The 20960-nt window shown below is 68.2% G+C and carries 26 protein-coding genes; 15 read left to right on the forward strand and 11 right to left on the reverse strand.

The window, feature by feature from the left end:
• Window positions 1-74: 74 nt before the first annotated feature.
• Together DM816_RS14410 and DM816_RS14415 are read right to left on the reverse strand one after the other, a co-directional pair.
• Window positions 75-1037, reverse strand: coding sequence for a sensor histidine kinase (locus tag DM816_RS14410; RefSeq protein WP_117210738.1), 963 nt, complete (start codon window positions 1035-1037; stop codon window positions 75-77).
• The gene (locus DM816_RS14415; protein ID WP_117210739.1) at window positions 1034-1921 is read right to left on the reverse strand and encodes an MEDS domain-containing protein; all 888 of its coding nucleotides are present in this window, start codon (window positions 1919-1921) and stop codon (window positions 1034-1036) included. The genes DM816_RS14410 and DM816_RS14415 overlap by 4 nt, the downstream gene beginning before the upstream one ends.
• 257 nt (window positions 1922-2178) lie before the next feature.
• Here DM816_RS14415 and DM816_RS14420 point away from each other — a divergent pair, with 257 nt between their 5' ends.
• On the forward strand, window positions 2179-2625 hold the full coding sequence (locus tag DM816_RS14420) for an ATP-binding protein (protein ID WP_117210740.1): 447 nt from the start codon (window positions 2179-2181) through the stop codon (window positions 2623-2625).
• Between the two features lie 81 nt (window positions 2626-2706).
• On the opposite strand, the gene DM816_RS14425 is transcribed toward DM816_RS14420, so the two are convergent.
• Window positions 2707-3300 carry a putative glycolipid-binding domain-containing protein gene (locus DM816_RS14425; protein WP_117210741.1) on the reverse strand — a complete coding sequence of 198 codons (594 nt, stop codon included), beginning with the start codon at window positions 3298-3300 and terminating at the stop codon, window positions 2707-2709.
• Between the two features lie 155 nt (window positions 3301-3455).
• On the opposite strand from DM816_RS14425, the gene mscL reads away from it, so the two are divergent.
• The 6 genes from mscL (at window position 3456) to DM816_RS14455 (ending at window position 8073) form a co-directional block, all read left to right on the forward strand.
• Window positions 3456-3899 (forward strand): large conductance mechanosensitive channel protein MscL, encoded by a 444-nt coding sequence (gene mscL, locus DM816_RS14430; RefSeq protein WP_117210742.1) that lies wholly within the window; start codon window positions 3456-3458, stop codon window positions 3897-3899.
• A 70-nt stretch (window positions 3900-3969) separates the two neighbouring features.
• Window positions 3970-5220: a sensor histidine kinase gene (locus DM816_RS14435; RefSeq protein WP_117210743.1), complete on the forward strand. Its 1251-nt coding sequence runs from the start codon at window positions 3970-3972 to the stop codon at window positions 5218-5220.
• An 82-nt stretch (window positions 5221-5302) separates the two neighbouring features.
• Complete coding sequence (locus DM816_RS14440; RefSeq protein ID WP_117210744.1) at window positions 5303-5944, forward strand: response regulator; 642 nt, start codon at window positions 5303-5305, stop codon at window positions 5942-5944.
• Window positions 5945-5953: 9 nt separating this feature from the next.
• Entirely contained in the window at window positions 5954-6325 is a 372-nt protein-coding gene (locus DM816_RS14445; RefSeq protein ID WP_117210745.1) for a hypothetical protein, read from the forward strand.
• Between the two features lie 32 nt (window positions 6326-6357).
• On the forward strand, window positions 6358-7551 hold the full coding sequence (locus DM816_RS14450; protein WP_425455242.1) for a L,D-transpeptidase: 1194 nt from the start codon (window positions 6358-6360) through the stop codon (window positions 7549-7551).
• A gap of 123 nt (window positions 7552-7674) precedes the next feature.
• Window positions 7675-8073 carry a hypothetical protein gene (locus DM816_RS14455; protein WP_117210747.1) on the forward strand — a complete coding sequence of 133 codons (399 nt, stop codon included), beginning with the start codon at window positions 7675-7677 and terminating at the stop codon, window positions 8071-8073.
• On the opposite strand, the gene DM816_RS42565 is transcribed toward DM816_RS14455, so the two are convergent.
• Both DM816_RS42565 and DM816_RS14460 read right to left on the reverse strand, forming a co-directional pair.
• Entirely contained in the window at window positions 8058-8225 is a 168-nt protein-coding gene (locus DM816_RS42565) for a hypothetical protein (protein WP_162907469.1), read from the reverse strand. The genes DM816_RS14455 and DM816_RS42565 overlap by 16 nt on opposite strands.
• Before the next feature lie 4 nt (window positions 8226-8229).
• Complete coding sequence (locus DM816_RS14460) at window positions 8230-9315, reverse strand: winged helix DNA-binding domain-containing protein (protein ID WP_117210748.1); 1086 nt, start codon at window positions 9313-9315, stop codon at window positions 8230-8232.
• Between the two features lie 94 nt (window positions 9316-9409).
• On the opposite strand from DM816_RS14460, the gene DM816_RS14465 reads away from it, so the two are divergent.
• On the forward strand, window positions 9410-10039 hold the full coding sequence (locus DM816_RS14465; protein WP_117210749.1) for an adenylate/guanylate cyclase domain-containing protein: 630 nt from the start codon (window positions 9410-9412) through the stop codon (window positions 10037-10039).
• Here DM816_RS14465 and DM816_RS14470 read toward each other — a convergent pair.
• Both DM816_RS14470 and DM816_RS14475 read right to left on the reverse strand, forming a co-directional pair.
• Window positions 10025-11902, reverse strand: coding sequence for a CASTOR/POLLUX-related putative ion channel (locus DM816_RS14470; RefSeq protein ID WP_162907470.1), 1878 nt, complete (start codon window positions 11900-11902; stop codon window positions 10025-10027). The two genes, DM816_RS14465 and DM816_RS14470, sit on opposite strands and share 15 nt — an antisense overlap.
• Before the next feature lie 117 nt (window positions 11903-12019).
• Window positions 12020-12964 carry a LysR family transcriptional regulator gene (locus DM816_RS14475; protein ID WP_117210751.1) on the reverse strand — a complete coding sequence of 315 codons (945 nt, stop codon included), beginning with the start codon at window positions 12962-12964 and terminating at the stop codon, window positions 12020-12022.
• A gap of 89 nt (window positions 12965-13053) precedes the next feature.
• On the opposite strand from DM816_RS14475, the gene DM816_RS14480 reads away from it, so the two are divergent.
• Window positions 13054-13797 carry an alpha/beta fold hydrolase gene (locus DM816_RS14480; RefSeq protein WP_117210762.1) on the forward strand — a complete coding sequence of 248 codons (744 nt, stop codon included), beginning with the start codon at window positions 13054-13056 and terminating at the stop codon, window positions 13795-13797.
• A gap of 40 nt (window positions 13798-13837) precedes the next feature.
• On the opposite strand, the gene DM816_RS14485 is transcribed toward DM816_RS14480, so the two are convergent.
• The 4 genes from DM816_RS14485 to DM816_RS14500 form a co-directional block, all read right to left on the reverse strand.
• A complete protein-coding gene (locus DM816_RS14485) occupies window positions 13838-14050 on the reverse strand; it encodes a hypothetical protein (RefSeq protein ID WP_162907471.1) in 213 nt (70 codons plus the stop codon).
• Between the two features lie 52 nt (window positions 14051-14102).
• Entirely contained in the window at window positions 14103-14468 is a 366-nt protein-coding gene (locus DM816_RS14490) for a DnaJ family domain-containing protein (RefSeq protein WP_246001940.1), read from the reverse strand.
• Between the two features lie 20 nt (window positions 14469-14488).
• Complete coding sequence (locus DM816_RS14495) at window positions 14489-15667, reverse strand: GNAT family N-acetyltransferase (protein WP_117210754.1); 1179 nt, start codon at window positions 15665-15667, stop codon at window positions 14489-14491.
• Between the two features lie 82 nt (window positions 15668-15749).
• Complete coding sequence (locus DM816_RS14500) at window positions 15750-16463, reverse strand: VOC family protein (RefSeq protein WP_117210763.1); 714 nt, start codon at window positions 16461-16463, stop codon at window positions 15750-15752.
• Window positions 16464-16671: 208 nt separating this feature from the next.
• On the opposite strand from DM816_RS14500, the gene DM816_RS14505 reads away from it, so the two are divergent.
• From DM816_RS14505 to DM816_RS14530, 6 genes are all read left to right on the forward strand, one after another.
• Complete coding sequence (locus DM816_RS14505) at window positions 16672-17286, forward strand: dTMP kinase (protein ID WP_117210755.1); 615 nt, start codon at window positions 16672-16674, stop codon at window positions 17284-17286.
• Between the two features lie 206 nt (window positions 17287-17492).
• The gene (locus tag DM816_RS14510; protein ID WP_342768705.1) at window positions 17493-17858 is read left to right on the forward strand and encodes a hypothetical protein; all 366 of its coding nucleotides are present in this window, start codon (window positions 17493-17495) and stop codon (window positions 17856-17858) included.
• Between the two features lie 29 nt (window positions 17859-17887).
• On the forward strand, window positions 17888-18091 hold the full coding sequence (locus DM816_RS14515; RefSeq protein ID WP_117210756.1) for a DUF2795 domain-containing protein: 204 nt from the start codon (window positions 17888-17890) through the stop codon (window positions 18089-18091).
• Window positions 18088-18288: a hypothetical protein gene (locus DM816_RS14520; RefSeq protein WP_117210757.1), complete on the forward strand. Its 201-nt coding sequence runs from the start codon at window positions 18088-18090 to the stop codon at window positions 18286-18288. The genes DM816_RS14515 and DM816_RS14520 overlap by 4 nt, the downstream gene beginning before the upstream one ends.
• 199 nt (window positions 18289-18487) lie before the next feature.
• Window positions 18488-18751 (forward strand): hypothetical protein, encoded by a 264-nt coding sequence (locus tag DM816_RS14525; RefSeq protein WP_117210758.1) that lies wholly within the window; start codon window positions 18488-18490, stop codon window positions 18749-18751.
• A 125-nt stretch (window positions 18752-18876) separates the two neighbouring features.
• Window positions 18877-20718 (forward strand): PQQ-dependent sugar dehydrogenase, encoded by a 1842-nt coding sequence (locus DM816_RS14530; RefSeq protein ID WP_117210759.1) that lies wholly within the window; start codon window positions 18877-18879, stop codon window positions 20716-20718.
• The last annotated feature ends 242 nt before the right edge of the window (window positions 20719-20960 follow it).

The raw sequence follows: 20960 nt of genomic DNA on the forward strand, positions 1-20960 counted from the left end.
GTCACGGCCAAAACCAGCCGCGCACCGGGGTGCACCCCGACCACAAGCCGTCGCCAAACAGGCCCAGGCCCGGACTAGAGGTAGGCGTGCAGGCGGACCGTAGTGCCGCCGGGGCCGGTGCGCACCTGCACGAGGTCGCACAACTGGTTGGCGAGCCACAGCCCGCGTCCGCCGGCCTGTTGCAGGGTGGGCTCCTGACGGCCGAGCAGCGGCGGCGCGTCGAGCTGTCCTTCGTCGGTGACGTCGCACAGCACGGTGTGGCCGTCGACCCACAGGTGCACGGTGGCGGTTTGCCCGCCGTGCGTCAGGGCGTTGGAGGCGATTTCGCTGACCGCCACGGTGAAGCTGTCGGCAGAGTCGGCGGGGAGCCCGGCCCGCACGGCGTGGGTGCGGGCGGCTTGCCTGATCGCTGCAAGGGTCTCCCAGCCCGGCCCGGCGGTGTAACGGCTCGCGCCGGGTGGAGGCGGAGGCAGCGGCTGGTCCCATCTCGCCGGGGCTGGATGTTCATGCAGGTATGCGCCGCTGGAACTGCGGCTGCCGTGGCGGACAAGGACCGGGTGGCTGCGCTGTGCCTCGGCGATGACATCGGCGGGCAGGGCCACCGTGTCATATGGGCACAGCAGCGTCCAGGCTGGACCATCGTCGAAGGCGACGTTGAGCAGCGTCTCGTGGCCTTGGCACTCGATCAGCTCCGCAGAGCTGCGCCCGGCCCAGATCGGCTCGCCGATGCCGCGCACAGGCGAGCCAGGGCGCAGATTTTCGTCGGTGAACCTCTTCCAGGCTGGGATGATCCGTGCCGGGTTGCGGCCGACATTGGCCATGTCGGCGAACTGCACGCGGGCGGCGTCGTTGCCCAGTTCCGCTCGCAGGGCCTCAATCTTGGCAGCGTCGACGACAACCAGCGCCGGTTCACCCGCCTCGATGCCTTCACGGAGGAAACGCACGGTCCCGGCGAGAAATTGGGCCAGGTCTTCATAGAACATGGCTTCGTGCCGGAACACCTGCTTGGCTGCCGGCGAGCTGACCGTGCGACTCATGCGGCATCACCGTGCCCAGCCGGCCGTGCGTCTCCGGCCGCGTGCCTCGATGTGGAGTCGCCGAACTTTACGTAGGGTTGAAGCTCATGCAGGCCAAGCACCTGCCAGCAGCGGCGCACGATGCCCGAGGCGTCCTGGATGAGCATCGGATGCGGGGCCGGGGTGTCCGCCAGGCGCGAGAGCGCGGCGATCCCAGCCGCCGAGATGAACGCCAGCCCCGCGCAGCCGACCGTGCGGACCGGACCGGCGGCCGCGGCGGTCTGCAACGCCCGCTCGAAGGCAACGATGGCAGCGAGGTCGACCTGTCCGCTGATCTGCCAGGCGTCGTCATCGACATACCACATGCGGAACAACGGTGGAGGGTGGCCGGAGCCGGCATGCTGGGGGTGGACCGCTGCCGCCTCGGTCACACCGAGCCCGAACGAGCCGGGCCGGTAAGCGCACACCACCGTCACACCGAGTTCGGCGACGGCCTTGTCCAAGACCAGCTCGAACGCGGCCACTTGCTCAGGCGTCGGTGGATGAGCCAGCATCCAATCCATGTCTGCGACCAGCCGGATGCCGGTGTAACCCTCGCGGCGGGCAATGGAGGTCTGCTCGGCGAACATCGACAGCATCACCTCGGGCACCAGCGGCCCATCGTTGAGGAAGTCCCGTGCCGGGTCGGCGAAGGTTATCGGCAACCCATTGCCGGCAGCGTGGCGGTCGGTGGCAGCGGCGGGCAAGAAGCGGAACAGCTTCTGCCCGGCGGCGAGTCCTTCGGCCAGGCACCGCTGTGCGGCGGCCTCGAACTCGTCTTCGGAACCGATGACATAGCACACGTGGTCGCCAGGGGCGAGCCCGGTAAGACCCGCGAGCTCTTGTTGCTGACGGACGGCATGCACAGCGGCATTTTACCCCGGGGGCGGTCGGCGCACGCGTCTGGGCGGCCTCCGGCCCCGCACACCAGCAGCGGCCGGGTGATGCGGGCAGGCTTCGCAACGCCGGCCGCGTGAACCTGGGCCAGGCGGGTACAGGTAGAGGTATACGAGGAAGATGTGCGCAGGCGTCCCCGGTGCCGTTAACTGGAGACTACTGCCACGCTTCCCCCTGGGCTGTGCCGTCACACCCCGCCGCCACAGCATGATCGGAACTTGAGGTTATGGATAGTGAGCCGCTTACTGAACCACCGCCCGACGCGCACTGCGTAGAGTATGCCGTTCCTAACGATCTGGCCGTGCTCCGCGACATCGTGGGGCGGCACGCACAGGCTGCCGGGCTGTCCGAAGACAAGACCGCCGCCCTGATGTTGGCGGTCAATGAGTTGGCCAGCAACACGATCGAACACACCGATGACGGCGGGTCGCTGCGCATCTGGATCCACGGCGGCGCCCTCGTGTGCCAAATCGAGGACCGAGGACGGCTGGAGGCCGCCATCGGACGCTCGATGCCATCAGAGCCTGGCAGCCGCGGCTACGGCCTGCCGCTGGTCACCCGCCTGACCGACCACGCCGTCTGCCTCAGCGGCCCGGCAGGTACCCGCTGGCAGTTGCGCATGCGGCTCAAGGGCTTTCGGCCGGGCCGGCTCGACGGCGCGCAACACCACTGAACTCAACCGACGGCTCCGTAGGCTTGCCGTGGCGCAGGTGCTACTGCTGCGTCGCCCCCATCGTTTGCCGGTCGGTTGCGGTCATCGGCTGCCGGAAGTGGCCTGTCCGCAAGGGATCCGGCGCGCGATGCCCGGATAGTCGAGCACCAGGCCCACATCGTCGTAGACGAGCCGGCACGAAAAATCGAAGGCGAGCGAATGGTAGTCGTACTCGAGACTGTCCACACGCGAGTATTCCTGCTCCAGGCGCATCACGGTCAGGTCGGGCACGCGCACATACACCGCCGGGGCGGAGGACTGCTGCCCGAGCGCCAGCCCGAGCCTGCGCACCGGGAACGTGTTGGTCATGGCCGACGCCTCCAGATCGACGTCGAAACACCCGTCCAGATCAGGCCGGTGAACGCCGTCGATCAGCCAGCCGTGCTCCCAGGACAGCGCGATGTATTTCCGCCCCGCCGCCGACATGCACGACACGAGCGCCGCGCGGGTGGTCCAGGAGGGATCCAGATCGATGCGGTACTCGACCGACCACGCGACGCCGGCCTCGACCGCGCTGGTGCTGCCCTCGATCCGCCAGCCCCCGCCGCCGGCGCGCCGGAAATACGTGACCTCGCATCCGATGCGCGCTTCGCGATGTTCCCAAGCTGCCTGTCGGGGTGGTTCCGCGAACTGCATACGATCAATTTACCGCCGCTGACGGCCCCGTTTTTCATCGCGAAGCGGTGAAAACACCTACTGAGCGTCCGAACCGCCTGACCTGACGTTTTTCGCGCGGGTTTGGGTCGGACGGCTGCGCCGCCGGCCCAACCCGCTGCCGATAAAGTAACGGGGTGCTAAAGGGGTTCAAGGATTTCATCATGCGGGGCAATGTCGTCGATCTCGCGGTCGGCGTGACGATTGGTGCCGCTTTCACCGCGGTCGTGACTCAGTTCAGCAAGTCGTTCCTGGAGCCGTTGATCAAGGCGATCGGCGCGAACAGCACGACGCTTGCGGGCACGATTACCTTGCCAGGCAAGGATAATTACATCACCTGGGGCGAATTCGTCGGGACGCTGATCGGCTTCCTGATGACCGCCGCCGTGGTCTACTTCCTCGTGGTCCTGCCGATGAACAAGCTTGCCGAGCGCCGCAAGAAGGGCATGGAGCCGGAGTCGGCCGCACCCAACGAGGAGATCCTGCTGCTGCGCGAGATCCGGGACGCGCTGCTCGCCGAGCGGGCCGCCGCCGATAAGGCGCCTGCGCAGCGCGTGGCCGGGCAGACTGAGTCGAGGTAGTGCTAGCCATAGTGCCAGCTGTATGTCCTGCTGGATGGTTGTGGCACATACGCGCGCCTAGCGTTGAGCCGTGACCAAACGAAGCTTCCTGCGCGGTCTGGGCCGCGACAGCGCCTATGTGCTGACCGGCCTGCCCCTGGCGATCGCCTCCTTTGCCGTGCTCGTGCCCGGCCTGGCGCTCGCCGTCGGCACGGCCGTGGCCGGCATCGGCGTGTGGGTCGGCGCCGGTGCGCTGCTGGCCGCCCGCGTGTTCGCCGATCTGGAGCGGATCCGCCTGCCGCACGTGCTCGACCGGCCGCTGGTGCGCCCGGTCTACCGTCGATCCGAGCACCAGGGCAAGTGGCGGCGCGCGCTGACCGTGCTGGGTGACCTGCAGTCGTGGCTCGACCTCGTGCACGGTCTGCTCACCCTGATCGTGTCGGGCATCACGTTCGCGTTGGTGCTCGTGTGGTGGGCCATGACCCTCGGCGGGCTGCTGAACTTCGCCTATGACTGGGCGCTGCCGCACGGCGCCAAGGACGGCGGCCTGCACGTGCTGATGGGCATGGCCGACACGAGGTCCAATCGCGTGCTGGTCATCACCGGCATCGGCGTCATCGCCGCGCTGACGCTTCCGCTCATCGTGCGTGGCTGCGCGCTGCTGCGGGCGTCGTTCGCCCGTTCGCTGCTCACCGGCGTGGCCGAGGTGCGCAACCGCATCGACACCCTCAAGGTGCAGAAGGCGGCCGCAGTCTCGGCCGAGGCGACCGCGCTGCGCCGGTTGGAGCGCGACATCCACGACGGCCCGCAGCAGCGGCTCGTCCGGCTGGCGATGGACATCAGCCGGGCCAAGCAGCAGGTCTCCCGCGACCCGCAGCTCGCGGTGTCCACATTGGACGAGGCGCTGACCCAGACCCGCGAGACGCTCGACGAGCTGCGCTCGCTCTCGCGGGGCATCGCCCCGCCCGTGCTCGCCGACCGCGGGCTGCCCAGTGCGCTCGCCGCGCTGGCCGGGCGCAGCACCGTGCCGGTGGATCTCGCCATCGAGGAGACGCTGCCGCGCCTGGACCCGGCCGTCGAAAACGCGGCGTACTTCATCGTGGCCGAGGCTCTGGCCAACGTGGCCAAGCACAGCCGGGCGACCGTGGCGGAGGTGACCGTGGTGCGCGCGGCGGGCGTGCTCGGTGTGCTGATCCGCGACGACGGCGTGGGCGGCGCCCACGTCTCCAAGGGCCATGGCCTGGCCGGGCTGGCCGACCGGGTCCGCGCCACAGGCGGCGATCTGACGATCAACAGCCCCGACGGTGGGGGCACCGAAATAAGAGCGGAGCTCCCGACATGAGCGGGGGCTTGCCCGAGCGAATCGAGCGGCATGCGCCGCGGAGCGCAGCGGAGGGACGCCAATGAGTAACACGAATGGTGACATGCGAGTCGTGGTCGCGGACGATGCCGTGCTGCTGCGCGAGGGGCTGGTCCGCCTGCTGGGCGAGAACGGGTTCGAGGTCGTGGCCGCCGTGGGCGACGGTCCGTCGTTTGTGGACGCCGTGCTCGCCAACCGACCCGACGTGTCCATTGTGGACGTGCGGATGCCGCCGAGCCACACCGACGAGGGCCTGCGGGCCGCGGTCGAGGCGCGGCGGCTGGTCAGCGGGACGCCCATCCTCGTGCTCTCGCAATACGTGGAGGTGTCCTACGCCGACGATCTGCTGGCCGACCGGCGCGGCGGGGTGGGCTATCTGCTCAAGGACCGGGTGGCCGAGATCGGCGAGTTCGTCGACGCGGTGCGGCGGGTGGCGGCGGGCGGCACGGCGCTCGATCCCGAGGTGGTCGCGCAGCTGATGATCCGGCGCAGGCGCGACCCGCTGGCCACGCTCACCCCTCGCGAGCTGCAGGTTCTTCAGAGCATGGCCACGGGCATGTCCAACGCGGCGATCGCCCGCACCCTGGTAGTGACGGATGGGGCCGTCGAGAAGCACGTGAAGAACATCTTCACCAAGCTCGGCCTGCCACCGGACGACGACCAGCATCGTCGGGTCATGGCCGTATTGACCTATCTTTCCCGTTAGTCTGTCCCTGTGGACGAAGAAATCGGCGCGTTCTTCCTGAGATATGGCGATGCGCTGGGCCGGAACGATCTTCCGGCCATCGCCGCCTGCTACGCGACCCCGTCCCTGGTCGTGCACGAATCGGCCAACATCGCGGTGCCCGACGGCAAGTCAGTCGAGGCCGCGTTCGCGGGCGCTGCCGAGGTCTATTCGGCGAAGGGACTGATCGGCGCACGGGCGCTCATCAACCGGGTGGATCGGTTGACCGATCGGCTAGCTTTCGTTGACGTGACGTGGGAGTACAAAGACCTCCAAGGCGGTGTGCAGCCCGGCGAAAGCTACCGCTACCTGGTCCGGGTTGGCACCAAGCCGGGGATCTGCGCGGTGATCCCCGTGGCGTGAGGGGACCAAAAATTTACGCGGCGTCGGGCATGATGGCCTCCGTGCGGACCCGTCCCCTCGTCGTACTCGTGGCTGCCCTCATGCTGGCTGCCTGCACCAAGACCCCGACGCTGCAGCAACCCAACCAGGTCGCGCAGACCTCGCCCGCCCCGCCTCCGGCCCCGCCCGCGACGGTCGCGCTGACCCCGGACAAGGGCGCCGCGGGCGTCCCCGCGAGCACGGAGATCGGGGTGAAGGTCACCGATGGCACGGTCGAGTCGGTCACGCTCACCGACGACGCGGGCAACGCATTGACGGGCTTCTTCCGAGAAGACAAGTCTCATTGGGTACCAGATCAGGCTCTCAAATATTCCACCCACTACACCGCGACGGTGACGGCGGCCTCGGCCGACGGGAAGAAGACGACGCAGACGACCGACTTCACCACCATGGCCAAGCCGGGCAAGCGCCTCGGCACGGGCCTGTACCTATTCGCCGACAAGACTTACGGCGTCGCCATGCCGGTCGTCGTGGAGTTCGAGAGCAGCGTGCCCGAGTCGGCCCGCGCCACCATCCAATCGCGACTGTTCGTCAAGACCACCCCGCATCAGCCGGGCGCGTGGAGCTGGACCGGTTCGAAGCAGGTGATGTACCGCGCCAAGGAGTATTGGCAGCCGGGCACGAAGATCGAGGTGCGGGTGGCGCTGGAGGGGCACCCGATCGGCGACGGCCGCCACGGCGACATGGACCGCCGCGGCGTCGGCAACATCTCCAAGGACCGCATCGAGCTGATCGTCGAGAACGAGACCAAGCACATGACGGTGAAGAAGAACGGCGAGACCATCAAGTCGATCCCGGTGAGCCTCGGCCGCGATTCCATGCCGTCCTCATCCGGGACGACCGTGATCATGGACAAGCTCGCGCATACCGTCTTTGACACGATGGACGATCCGAACCCCAACAACAGATATCGGGTCGACATCGACTACGCGCAGCGGCTGACCTGGGGTGGCGAGTTCATCCACGCGGCGCCGTGGTCGGTGAAGGATCAGGGGGTGCGCAACGTGTCGCACGGCTGCATAAACGTGTCGATGGAAAACGCCCGCTTTCTGTTCGAGCTGACGCGCATCGGCGATCCCGTGACGGTCCGTGGCACGGGCCGCCCGCTCGCCCCGGGCAACGGCTTCACCGCGTGGGACAAAGACTGGGATGACTGGGTGAAGGGTAGCGCGCTGCCCGTGGCATGACCCAGCCTAATCGTTAGGAAGGTTTCCTAATCGGTTTGGAGAGTCCATCCGCGGGGACGCCTGGGCGACTACCAGTGGCCCGTCCCGGGCCGAGCTGTCGGTCGACGGTGTCGGCGACACCTGGTGCGAGCCGCTCAACGGCAACTTCGGGCGACGTGGAACTTCAGCTCGGACACGGTCGACCCGAACTCGGTGCTTCGGCTTCCACTGTGGACGGTGAACTGCAAGCCCACGCTCAACGCGCAACACCTGGCGCCGAAGAACACCTCGTTCCGGATCCCGCTCACCGCCGCGGCGCAACGGGATTCGCCGTCGAGTGGGCTGCGCGCGGTCACCGTCCACTGGTCCATTGACGACGGTGCGACCTGGACGCCGGCGACGGTGACCACGGTGGGCGGCAACCGCTTCGTGACGATCCCGCACCCGAACACCACCGGGTTCGTCTCGTTGCGCGCCTATGCGGACGACTGGGCCAACAACAGCGTCAACCAGACCATCATCCGGGCCTACCGCATCGGCTGATGACATCGCGGGGGTCTGCGGTCAGCAGGAGACCCCGCGGTGAGCGCCGAGCCGATGCGCTCAATCTCCACCATCGCCGGCACCGCCGCCAGCAGTTCGGCCGTGGCCGCCTCCGCCATGCCCGGCCATGCCGGGTCGTCATCCGCGATCACGGTTTCATTTCAGCGCGAGGGTTGGGCTGAGCCCGAGGAAGCGGGCGTAGCGCTCCACCGCAGCCGGAATCATCTCCCGCTCCTCCCGGCTCAGCGGGCGAATCGCTTGCACCTCAACGGAAATGCTGTCGCGCTTGAGCGTGCGCTTCCACAGCCCCGCCAGCCGGCCGTCGATGATGAGGTTGGAGGCGATACCGTGGCCCACCGCGGCGAGGGCATGGGAACCGATCACTGCGCTGCGGTCGGCGTATGCCACCGTGTACTCGTCGAAGGGTGGCAGCAGGAAGACCGGTGGCGCCTTGCGCCCGCGGCCGCCGAGTCCCGGGCTCAGCCAGTATTCCGCACCGTCGTCGCCGGTCTCGCGGTCGAACTCGCCCTTCACCGCCTCGGCCGCGCGCCTGGCCTCGGTCAGCGTCACGCCGGTCCACCCCGCGAAGTCCTTGATGGTGGCCGGGCCGTGGCTGCGGAAGTAGCGCCGGGCCATCTCGGCCAGGGCCTCCTCGCCGGACAGGTCCACACCGCCGGGCATCCACTCGTCCATGAGCGCGAAGGTCTGCTGCTTGCCCCGGCGCGGTGTCACGCAGATCAGGCCGTGCCGTGCCCAGTGCACCAGCAGGTGCATGCCGCGCTGCTGGCCGTTGTGCCCGTCGGTGGGGATGCCCTCGGCGTTGAGCGCCTCGTAGACCTCGGCCCGGGTGCACTGCCTGCCCGCGAGCGTCTCGGCCATGACGTCGCCCGCGCGCTTGATGGTCTCCGGCGACAGGCCTGCCACGCGATAGTTCCGCGCGGCCTTGGCGTCGATGCGCGGTGCGAGCAGGCGCACCATCCATCGCGCGTCCTCAGCGGGCATGAGGTGGATGGTGCCGCGCATCGGCCAGCTGCGGATGAGCGTCTTGTCGGCGATAGCCCGCTCGACGTCGGCCTCCGTGACGGTCTTGGCCATGCGCTGCCCCACCGCCCACAGCGACGCGGGCAGGTCCTGCGACTGGATCGCGCCGAACCAGCGCACCACATCGGCGGGCGTCTTGCCTTCCGGAGGCGAAAGGCGCTGGCTCCGCAGGCGCAGCCGCGTGATGTCCAATGCCGTCATAGCCCAAGACTAAGGGGCTTGCGGCGTGGTCTCGTTCGGGGGAGCATCGGCGGCGGATCTACCCCGTTCGTCATTCACGCGTGAAGATATAGCAATGCCTTATGCCGTCCAGATTGCCACGAGTGCCTCCGAAGACCGCCTGGAAAAGCTGATGGAGGAACGGCTCAAGCCCAACGCCGACAAGGCGGCGGTAGACGCCCGCATTTGGGACCTCTTCGGCGAGACCTGGGCGGTGATGTTCACCGATCTATCCGGGTTTTCCCGTGGGGTGGCGGAGTTCGGGATCGTCCACTTTCTCCAGATGATCTATGAGTCACAGCGGCTGCTCGTTCCCCGGATCGACCGCCACGATGGCATTCTGCTGAAGATGGAGGGCGACTCCATGATGGTCATTTTCCGCCGTCCGTCGCGCGCTATCGAGTGTGCGATCGACATGCAACGCATCGCGCAGCGCTACAACGAGGGCAAGTCCGACACCGAGCAGATCCTGCTGTGCATCGGGCTCGGCTACGGGAAGATGCTTCGCATCGGGGACCGGGACGTGTTCGGGCCGGAGGTCAACGCCGCCAGCAAGTTGGGCGAGGACGCCGCCAAGGCCTGGGACATCCTGATCACCGACGCGGTACGGCAGGAGGTCGGCTCCATGCCGGGCGTGGAGTTCGAGTCGATCGACTTCGTCCCGCCCGGCGCCACGGGAGCCTCCCGGGTGTCATACGGCCTGTGACCGTCCCACGCGGTCGGCGGTCAGGATGACGACCTGATCGCCTTCGCCGAGCACGACCTCGGTCGCCAGTGGCGGGTTGAGGACCACACCGAAGCCCGCCACCGAGGACGTGCCCCGAGTGTGCCGATAACCGATGGCGATGTGGCCCTGCCGCCGTGCCGACTCCGCGATCGTGGCGAAATTGACGGTCGCGCCGGGCTGCACCAGATCGGCGGCGCGGCGCAGGCACACCCTGGCATTGTTGCTGCCGAGCAGTTGAGTGAACACGTCACTGATCGCCGACTGCTCTGACAGCTGAGCCATCAGCAGGCTGATGAGGTGATCGCTGACGATGAAGTCGTCGACCCGGGTGGCCTGGATGAGCTTGCGGTCCCGGTCGTCGCGCACCTCGCTGACCACCGTGCACTGCTGCCGCCGGGTGCCGAGCATGGCACGCAGATGCAGCAGCGTGCTGATGACCTGCGCATCGGCGGCGAGCGCCGGGCCGTCCGCCGCCAGGACGATGATTTGGTGATAGGAGTCCACACCAAGATCTGCCAGCGTGGACCTGTCGCTCGACCGTCCACTGTGGATGGTGACGTGCGCGTTGCCCATGAGCTGTGCACCGGGTTCGCCGCCAACGACGGTGATGGTCGAGCCGGGGGCGGCGTTCTCGGTGAGATCGGCCAGGATGCGAGGACCGCGCCGGTTCCAGCCGAGCACGAGGTGCCGGACCGGTTGCGCGGCAACCGCGTCGCCCGCGACGATCGCCGACGAGATGACCGGCACGCCGCCCGGCGGGACCAGTTTCAGCGGGCCATAGTCCTCGGCGAGGACGACAAGCTGGTCATCCTCGGCCAGGGTGGTGTGGTGCTCCGGGTTGAGGACGGTGCCGCCCGCCCGGACCAGTCCTATGGGGACGGCTGCGGCGAACGCCGTCAATGCGGCGCCGAAGGTGCTTCCGGCCAGTGTGGGCTGCCGGGTGAGCCGCACCTCCGCGCCGGCGAAGTCGAACAGATCGGTCAGGATGGCGGAGACCCCGGGCTGCCGCGCCGCATGAGTGATCAACCGCGCGATGAGGTCGTCGGCGTCGAGGATCGTGGCCTGCCGACCGCCCGCCAGCCGCGCCACCTCCATGTTGCCGGTGCTGCTCATCGCGGCCACCACGGGCGTGGTGACGTCGGGCTGGGTGCTCAACGCGAGCAGGGTCTTGATGGTGGTGGTGTCCGGGTCGGTGTCGCCGGGGCTCTGCGGGTTGAGCAGAATGACCGACCGAGCCTGTGCCAGGTTCATCAACAGCAGATCATCTTCGTCCATGGGAATGCCGTGCCGGCAGACGACCCTGACATGCTTGCGTTGCCTGACGCGCTGCTGGATCGCGGCGTTCATCATGGCGAGGTCTTCGTTGGCCAGCACGGCGACGACGAGCTTGCGGCGACCGGCCTGCGCGGTGGCCAGTTCGTCGATGATGGTGAAGATCTGCTCAGACCAGCCGAGGATGACCACGTGACCGGACTCCATCACCCGGGAGCCAACGGCGCGCAACGCGATCAGCTTGCCGATCAACCCGGAGACCAGCACGGTGGTGACGGCCGCCCCGAAGAACACCGCCGCCGCGCCCAGGAGCAGTTGCAGCATCAGCTGCCACGGCTGGCTCGGATGCGGCAGGGCCAAGCGGAACTCTTTGCCCAACGTGTCCCAGAAGGTGGCCACGACATCTCTGCGCTCACCGTTGGCATCCAGTGGTGTCAGCACCAGGATCATGGGGGTCAGCAGCGTCGCCACCACGAGCGCGATCAAGATGAGCAGCATGATGTTCGTCCACGTGCCGCGGGCGAGCGTGCTGTCGAACCAGTACCGGCACCGGAGCCATAAACGAGACATCAGATCACCCAAATGTGTATCGGCCGCAAAGGGTGCTCAGTTTATCGGCAGATGCCTATTCGAGCCGCCTCAAGCGGCCCGGACAACCGGATCGGGTGATCGCCTGCCCCAAGCCGACTAGGTCGGCAGGTCGTCGCGATCCGGCGGAGGCAGCCAGTCGGTGGCCGGGTCGAAGGCGAGCCAATCGCCCTGCGCGCTGGCCTTGGCCAGCAGTTCGACCAGGTGCGGCAGTCCCGGATGGCGGTTGTCGTCGCGCCACACGGCAGACCACGGCAGGAACGGGGCCGGCGAAAGTGGGATGACGGTGATGTCCGGCGGGAGTGTCCACTGCGCACCGACGGGAGTCACCCGATGCGGGTGGCGGCGCAGCTCGTCGAGTGTGTGTTCGACGCCGACGTTCAGCGGCGAGGCCTCAACCGGTACCCCCAAATGGTTTGCGAAGGCTTTTAGAAGCCCGACCAGCTCGCTCGGCTTGTCGGTGAACGGCAGCCACAGCCCGGTCTGGCGCAGCTCTGCGGAGGTCAGCACAGGACGGTCCGCGAGCGGGTGTCCATTCACGACAGCGGCCGCGACCGGTTCGAGGAAGAACAGTTGGCGGGAAACGCCCGCGGGCCAGGGGCGGCCGAGGTCGTGCGGGCGTCCAAACGCGACATCGAGCTCGCCGCGCTCGACCGCCGCGAGGGCGCTGTCCAGCCCGCGCCGCATGCTCAGCTCGAAGATGAGCTCCCCCAACGCCAGCTGGCGCATGATGCGCAGCGGCACGTGCACCGGCCCCCACACATCGACGCGCAGTGGCATGACCGGCGCCCGGGTGGCCGCGATCGCCGTGTCGGCGAGGCTCAGCAGCGCACGGGCGTGCGGCAGGAACCGCCGCCCGGCGTCGGTGAGCGCCACCGCCTGGTGGTCGCGCAGCAGCAGCGGCTCACCGAGCGTCGCCTCCAGCCGCTGGAGGCGCTTGGACACCGCCTGCTGGGTGAGGAACAGGCGGGCCGCCGCACGCCCGAAATGCAGCTCCTCGGCGGTGCAGACAAACGCCCGCACGTGCGCAAGATCCAGGTCCATGCTCCCTACCTTGCCTGACAACCATCGGTTGGCCAATGGATCAACTCTGTTGTTCGACACTCACTTCGGGCGGGTGAATGCTTGAGATCATGAACACGCAAGGTATTGCCGCACATGTGCCGTTCCTCGCCCATCCACCCCGCAGCGGCGGCAGCGGCGAACTCGTGGTGGTGTGGCCCATGCTCGACCCGCCGCGCAACGAGCTCGCGATGGCCTCGGCCCTGCCCCTCGACGGCGTGGACGCCTGGCGGGTGTATCTCCAGCTGCCCTCGCACACCTTCCAAAACGACCCCGTGCTGGACGTGTTCGGCCCCGTTGTCGAGCAGACGGTGGACCGTTTCCCCGCCGTGCTCAAGGCCCTGCGCCGGGAGTTCCCGGTCGGCGACGGGCCGGTCAAACTGGTCGGCGCGTCGATCAGCAGCCTCGCCGTCCTCGAACTGGCCGGCGACCCGGACGTGGGCGCCGCCGCGCTGATCAGCCCGACGATCCAGCTCTCCGGGCTGGTCGCGGCGAACGAGGCCGCGTTCGGCATGGCCTACCCGTGGTCGGATGCCTCGCGCGCGCTCGCCGACCGCTACGACTTCTTGGCCCGCGCGGACGAGCTGGCCAAGCACAACGTGCCGATCCTGCTCGTCACGGGCGAGCACGATGACGCCAACCTGCGTGATCCGGCCGAACGGCTCTGGCAGCAGCTGCCCGGAATCAGCTCACTGGTCACGGTGCCCGGCATGGGTCACGCGCTGGCCGAGGAGCCCGGAGTCGAGCCCGCGCCGCAGACCGCCCACGCGGCCAAGGTCGATGCCATCGTCGCCGACTGGCTGTCCCGCCACTAGCCCATGGTGAGGCGGGCGCGATGCGCCCGCCTCACGGAATCTATTGCGACGGTTGGTTGCCCCGCTTGTCTCGCATGCCGGTCGCCTTGTCTCGGATCGACTCACCGGCCTGACGGCCCTTCTCGGCAGTCTTCTGGCCGGCCTTCTGACCGGTCTGCTGCACGTCGTCGCGCAACTGCTCGCCGCGTCGCCTGGCCTCCTCGGTCAGCTCTTCACGGCCGCCGCTGGGCATGTTGGGCGTGTTCTTACCCATTTTTGCTTCCCCCCGTGTGTGGCCCGCTGTGCCGGGCCGCCTGGCCGGTCGTTTACCCCTCGCCCCGGCGGGCAAACCAGCGCCGGACGAACTCCTGCGGATCGAGCGTCTTGAGCACGACCGGTGGGCCGTCCAGGTAGCCGCGCTGGGATTTGACGATCCGCTCGTTGAGCGCGTCGACCAACCGGCGGACCTCCGATTCGGTGCGGCACCGGGCAATCGCGTCGTCGACGTCCTCAACGTCGCGGCGGAGCAACAACGTCGCGGGGACGGCCCCGGTGATCTGCTCGCGCTGGATCCACTGCTTGAGCCACCAGTCCTCGCGGTATCCCTCACCCGCGCCCGGCAGCGGCTTGCCGGCCCCGGGCAGGTTGTCGAACTCGCCGCGCTCCTGCGCCTCGCGGATCGCCTTATCCACTGGGGATTCTTGAGACATGCTCAAAAATAATCCAGGAGGGCGGGTTGCGGCCCCATCGCGGCGCTGTCCATTATCCGGTGGGTACCGGATGAGCCCCCGCTCAGCAGGCCGGCCCGCTCGATGATCGCGGTCGAGGCGGCCCCCGCATACCACAGGGCCAGCCCGCGCGGGGTGAGCCGGAGCTCGCCCGTGCCGCCGGGCTCAAGCTTGCCCTGCCCGCCCGCGAGCACGAGCCGGGCAGGCCCCTCGTTCCACGGGCATTCGGGATCGCTCAGATAAAGGTCGATTTGCGTGTCCAGGTGTTCGGGCCAGCCGCGCGCCGCGACGGCGCCCGCCGCGTCGACGATGCGCAGCATCCACGTGTTGCGGGAGTCGACGCGTGCCCCGGCCTGGTTGATGGTCAGCCAGGCGGGGTCCGGAGTGGACAGCCGCAGCACGGTGGTCGGCGCGACGCTCGCCCACGTGGCGAACATGGCCAGCAGCGTGTCGGTGGCCTGGCGGGTCGCGCCGATCAGGTCATAGACGGTCACCTTGCCCGACTCGTCGTATCGCGGCCCGCGATTCCAGCTGGCGTAACCGACCGGCGTGCCATCGGCGTCGACGGCCATCGTCAGTCCGTCGAAGGCGCCCACGGGGTTTCCCGCGAACAGCGGCGGCTCGCGGTCCATCAACCCGGTGCTCGCCCGCGCGACATCCGTGTAGAGCCGCCTGATGGCCGGCTCGTCGGCGTCGGTCGCGGGGCGCAGCGTCACGGCCGGGCTCGCCTTGGCCGACGCGAGGTTCGCGGTCGGCAGCGCGAAGAAGGTGAGCGCGCCCACCTCCTCCCAGCCCAGGCTGCGGTACGGGAACGGGGTCGAGGGAAACAGGGTGCTGATCACGGCGCCGCGCTCCCGGGCGTGCCGCAGCAGCGGGGGCAGCAGCTGCCGCAGCAGCCCACGGCCGCGCAGCTCGGGTAGGACCACGACACCCGCGATCCCGGATGTGGGAACGACCCGCCCGCCGAACCACTGGCCCTGCTCCCGGTCGACCGCCTTGGCCACGAGCGTGCCGTCCGCGTCGAACAGTCCGAGCGTGTGCCGGCCCGGGGTGTCGGACGTCCAGCCCTCTGGCATATCGCGGTCGTGGTATCCGAACGCCAGGCTCCCCATGCGCCAGGCCGCCGTCTGGTCGCCGGCCGTCAGCCACTTGATCTCATACACCCCGCCAGTCTTCCACCGCCCTCCCCCATCGCCCCACCCACCTTCCCGTCGCCGGCGCGGAGGAACGCGGAGGAAGCGGTCACTAGACGGACCAGAGCAGGCAGAACGGCTTGCCGGCCGGGTCGGCGTAGACGCGCCAGTTTTCCCCCTCGCCGGGCAGGCGCCGGGCGCCGATCGCGAGCGCCGCCCGCTCCGCGGCCTCGATATCGTCGATCGTGACGTCGAGATGGAACTGCTGCGGGTGCGCCGGATCCGGCCACTGTGGCGCGTGGTAGACATCGACCTGCTGGAACAGGATCGGATGGGCGCCCTCCTCACCGATCATCGCCATGCCGTCGCCCTCGTAGGTGACCGCCTTGCCCAGCAACTCGCTGTAGAACACCGCGAGCTCCTTGGCGTCGGGACAGTCGAGCATGACGCCCATCAGCGTGGTCCTGGGATTGTCGGCGTAGCGGCACAGGTCGAACGGGTGACCGGCCGGGTCGGCGAGCGTGTGCCAGGTCTCGCTTTCCTGGAGCAGGGTCGCGCCAAGCGCCACCGCCCGCTCGGAGGCCGCGGCCAGCTCTGGCACGCGCAGATCGAGGTGCGCCTGTTGTGGGTATGCCGGGTCGGGCCAGCGCGGTGGCACGTGATCGGGCGCGTGCTGCAGTCCGATGCGCCAGCCGTCATCGGTGGTCATGGTGATCCAGTGGTCGTCGGCGTAGAGCTGTGTCCACCCGGCGAGCCCGGAATAGAAGGCCGACAGGCCGGCGATGTCGGCCGCGTCCATGACGACGGTCTTGAGTTCTCCGATCATGCCGCCCATCCTGCCGAAACCCTCCGACAATTCGCCACGCGACTCCTCGGGCGCCGAGCAACGTGTCGGGGGTCAATGATGGGTCGCTGGAGGTCGGCATCGTCAGGAGCGCGCTCGTCGACCTGGACCACCCTGATGACGTCACTGTTTACCTATATGTGCTCGACGCTTAGTCGACCTGGTGCGCCCGCCCCGTAGCATGGGGGCGATGGCGAGACGGAGAGTTATCGCGCTGGTCGGGATCGATGGTGCAGGCAAGACGCTGCTCGCCAAGGACCTGGCGCGATGGCTGACGGCGCAAGGGGTACCGGCAGAGTATTTTGAAAACCCCGGCGGGCGGGTGGCCATCGACCGCTTCGCCCGGCGGCTGGGCTGGCAGGGTGCGATCGACATGTTGGGGCGCAACGTGTTCGTCGCGGTCGAGTCGACCAACCGGTGGTTCCGGATCGCGCGCGGGCTGGCCGTCTCCCGGTTCAGGCGGCGCACGGCCGTGATGGACCGGTATGCGTACTGCCAATACGCGATGATCCGAGCGCGCGGATATCGGGGCGAGCGGTTCGCCCGGTTGTGCTATTCGGTGTTCCCCAAGCCTGATCTGGTGTGCTTCATCACGACGCCGCCCGAGGTGGCCAAGGCGCGCATCGATGCACGCGGATACGACACCGAGGATCTGCAGTATCTGTACGAATTGGACAGTGGTTATCGGAGCCTGCCCGAGTTCAAGGAGTTCGAGGTGGTGGACGCCGACGCGACGCCGGAGGTGGCGGCGGCGCGGGTGCGGCTGGTGGTGACCGCGCGGGTGCCCACCGCAACCGCGGCGTAGCATCGGCGCGTGCGGATTCCGCTCATGCTGATGTGTCTCGTGCTGGGTGGGTGTGGTGCCTCGGCTCCAGTAATGGTGGCGCCGTCTGTGTCGCCGCCGTCGGTGGCGGTGACCTCGATCGTCGCGTCTCCGTCGCCTTCGCAAACGCCGTTTGTGATGGGCAATCCGCAGGGTGGCGCCAGTTCGTCCGCGGTGGACGGTTCAAGGTGGTCAACTCGCACTTCACCGGCAACCGCTGCGACCGGACCGGGCCCGATCTGGGTGGCGCGGCGCTGCGCGTGCTCAACCAGCATCGTGGACGGCCGGTCTACCTGGTCAACAGCACCTTCGAGCGCGGATCGTGCTCGAACGGGGGCGCAGTCAGCAGCATCGGCGTCTCCTGGGTCGTGCTCAACTGCATAATGAAAAACAATGAGGCGACAGGGTACGGGGCCAACCCCGCCAAGACCGGGACCCCGGGCGGCGGGAGCGGCGGCGCGATCTACACCGACGGGTTCCACACGCGCGGCCTGCCAGGCATCTTCTTCCTCGGGGCCCGCCCGCCCACGGTCACGGCGTCCGCACTGGGTTAGCGCGCGCCCAAGGCGGGTAAAGCGCAGGCATGCAGGGGACAGCTTGGTCCCACGTGCAGGACGCGCTCGGCGATCTCGAGTTTCCCGCCACGAAACAGGAGATCGTGGCGCATGCTGTGGAGATGGGCGACAAGGAAGCGGCCCGGCTGCTGCGCAAGCTCCCGGTCGCGCGATATCAGGACATCGCGGACGTTCGTAGCGCGCTGCTCCTGGTGGGCGGGAGCTGGCATTGAACACCCCACATAGGCCCGTTTCGCCGGAGGAAATCCCCGAGCCGGAGCCCGAGCGGGAGCCCGATTTCGCAGAGGAGCACCAGGACCTGACGGTCGGTGACGGCGAGCGCGGCGGCCCGGAGCACAAGCCCGAGCGTGAGTCCCCCAAGGGCTACGGCGGCGCCGACCTGCACCGCTCGCTGTTCAGCCAGTTCTGACTGCAGCCCCTTGAGCGGGCAATCCGACGCACCCGCCGCCTCCAGCCGCGAAGCTCGCGTCATCCAAAGTGAGCATCGTGACCGCGGCCGTGTACGACTTCCCGGTCGCGCCGGTGAAACGTTTGCGCGAGGCGGGGGTGAATGTCGCTGTGGACACGACGGGATCCGCGATCGCTGGGGCCCGTACGGCAGCGGTGACATGCTCGAACGCGCGATGCATGTGGCCTATCGAAGCACGTTCCGGCGCGACGACGACATCGAGCTCGCGTTGGCGACGGCCACGTTCGGAGGCGCGCATCTGCTCAGACTTCCGACCTATGGGCTTGTGCCGGGCGGGCCGGCCGATCTCGTCGCCGTGCGGGTTTCGTCCGCGGCTGAGGCGGGGGTGACGCGGCCAGCCCGTGAGCTGGCGCTGAAGGCGGGCCGGGTCGTGCACGCCCGTTCAAATAGGTCGGATGATTGACGGCGATCTCTGCGTAGGGTTGAATCGATTTAATAACTGGCAGGCAATCGGCCTGCCTAACGGGTTCCGCACCTGGAGATTGGGGGCAGCCGGTCCCAGCGGTACCCACGCGAAGGAGCGACCCTATGAGGAGAACCAGCAAGCGGCTGGCCGGACTGGGAGTGGTCGGCTTGATCACGGCCGTCGTGACCGCACCCGCCGTCGCCGCGCCGGTGGTGTACGAGGCGGAAAGCGCCACGATCACCAGCGGCGTCATCGAGAGCACCCGCTCCGGCTACACCGGCAGCGGCTACGTCAACAGCGACAACGTCGTCGGCGCGTCGATCGAGTTCACGGTGACCAACTCCAGCGCGGGCAGCCGCACGCTCGCGTTCCGCTATGCCAACGGGGTGAACGTCAACCGCCCCGCGACCCTGACCATCAACGGCACCACCCACTCCACCCAATCATTCCCGGGCACCCGATCGTGGACCACCTGGGTCAACCAGACCGCCACGGCGACGCTTCCGGCCGGTACCAGCATCATCCGGATCACGTCGACCACGGCCAATGGGCTCGCCAACGTCGACTCGCTAACCGTCGACGATGGAACGGGCGGGGGCGGCGGCCCGATCGCCAACCCGATCCCGCAGGACCCGATCCAGTCGGGGCTCGGGCTGGTGCTCACCGAATGGGCCCAGTTCCCGCAATCGTCCCCCACCCCGACACCCACCGACTCGCGGCTGCAACGGCACGCCCGCATCAACTATCTCGGCGAGCTGCCGGATGGGCGCCGATTCGTCCCGGACCTCAACGGCAGGCTCTACTTCCTGGGCGCCGCGGGCGGGACGCCGTCCGTGTATTTGGACGTCCGGGCGACAGTGGGCGGCAACTTCATGTCCGGGCGCGGTTTGGGCAGCGGATTCGGTTTCGTCGCGTTCCACCCCCAGTTCGCGACGAACGGCAAGTTCTACACGGTGCACAGCGAGACGCCGAACGGCACGCCGGATTGGACACAATCCAACCCCGCGGTGCAAAGCATCGTCACGGAGTGGACTGCGGCCAACCCGTCTTCAAACACCTTTTCTGGTACCAGAAGAGAGCTTTTGAGAATAGGGTTCGGCACGAACATCCATGCCATCCAGCAGATCGACTTCAATCCCAACGCCACACCGAGCAGTGCCGACTATGGGCTGCTCTACGTCGCGGTCGGCGACGGCGGGCGCGGCAGCGGCTCGGGCAACAACGAACCGCAGACCCTCAGCCTGCCGTTCGGCAAACTGCTGCGCATCAACCCGGCAGGCAACAACAGCGCCAACCGGAAGTACGGGATCCCGCCCGGCAACCCGTTCGTTGGCCAAAGTGGACGGTTGGGCGAGATCTACGCCTACGGATACCGTGATCCGCACCGGTTCAGCTGGGACCGGGGCGGCAGCGGGAAGCTGTTCCTAGGCCACATCGGCGAACACGATGTCGAGGCCGTCTACGATGTGCGGGCCGGCGACAACATGGGCTGGCCGCAGCGGGAAGGCTCGTGGGTGTTCAACAAGTCCGACCGGTGCAATCTCTATCCCCTGCCGGCCAACGACGCCACACTGGGCTACGACTATCCGGTCGCCGCCTATGACCACGACCCGCCGGCCGGCACCTCCTGCACGGCCGACGTCGGCCGCGCGGTAGTCGGAGGCTTCGTCTACCGCGGCACCGCGTTCCCGGCGCTGCAGGGCAAGTACATTTTCGGTGATCTGGTGCAAGGCTGGGTGTTCTACACCAACGAGAGCCAAATGGTGCGGGGCGCTAGCTATGCCCCGCTCTACCGGCTTAACATTTACAATTCAAGCAACCAACTCACCACCCTCAAGACGCTCGCCGGCGACAACCGGGTCGACCTGCGCCTCGGCATCGATCGCGCGGGCGACCTGTACCTGATGGCGAAGGCCAACGGCAAGATCTGGAAGGTCACGGGCGTCCGAGGAACAGCTCCTTAAGAGCCGCACCTTAAGGGATAAAACGGCTGCGGGCCGCGCTGGATCCGGCCCGCAGCCCGGGGCGGCGAGCCCTGCTCGCCGCCCCTCCGCGGCTTCGGCACAGCCCGCAATACCAACCCCGGGGGACGACCCCCGGGAACCCCCGACAAAAGCGGCGAGCCCTGCTCGCCGCCCCTCCGCGGCTTCGGCACAGCCCGCAATACCAACCCCGGGGGACGACCCCCGGGAACCCCCGACAAAAG

The organism is Allorhizocola rhizosphaerae (genome assembly GCF_003426775.1).
Classification (GTDB): domain Bacteria; phylum Actinomycetota; class Actinomycetes; order Mycobacteriales; family Micromonosporaceae; genus Allorhizocola; species Allorhizocola rhizosphaerae.